General features: G+C 42.3%; 1 protein-coding gene. It reads left to right on the top strand.

From position 1 onward, the window contains the following. Positions 1-265: RelA/SpoT AH/RIS domain-containing protein (locus tag RYX56_RS22970; protein ID WP_317124203.1), on the top strand; the 265-nt coding region annotated here is incomplete at both ends.

Here is a 265-nt window from a genome sequence, read left to right as displayed (position 1 = left end):
TCAAAGGTAAACGGGAAGATGGTTACGCTTGACTACCGGCTTAAAACAGGTGATATTGTTGAAATTCTTACTTCTAAGCATTCCTATGGGCCGAGTCAGGACTGGTTGAAGCTGGCCCAAACTTCACAAGCGAAAAACAAGATTCGAGCGTTCTTTAAGAAACAGCGCCGCGAGGAGAACGTGATAAAGGGGAAAGAGCTTGTTGAACGAGAAATTCGCAGTATGGAGTTTGACACGAAAGAAATATTAACTTCAGATAATTTGA

Source organism: Alkalihalophilus lindianensis, assembly GCF_032843265.1.
Lineage (GTDB): Bacteria > Bacillota > Bacilli > Bacillales > Bacillaceae_D > Alkalihalophilus > Alkalihalophilus lindianensis.
This window is presented reverse-complemented; position numbering and strand designations above follow the sequence as displayed.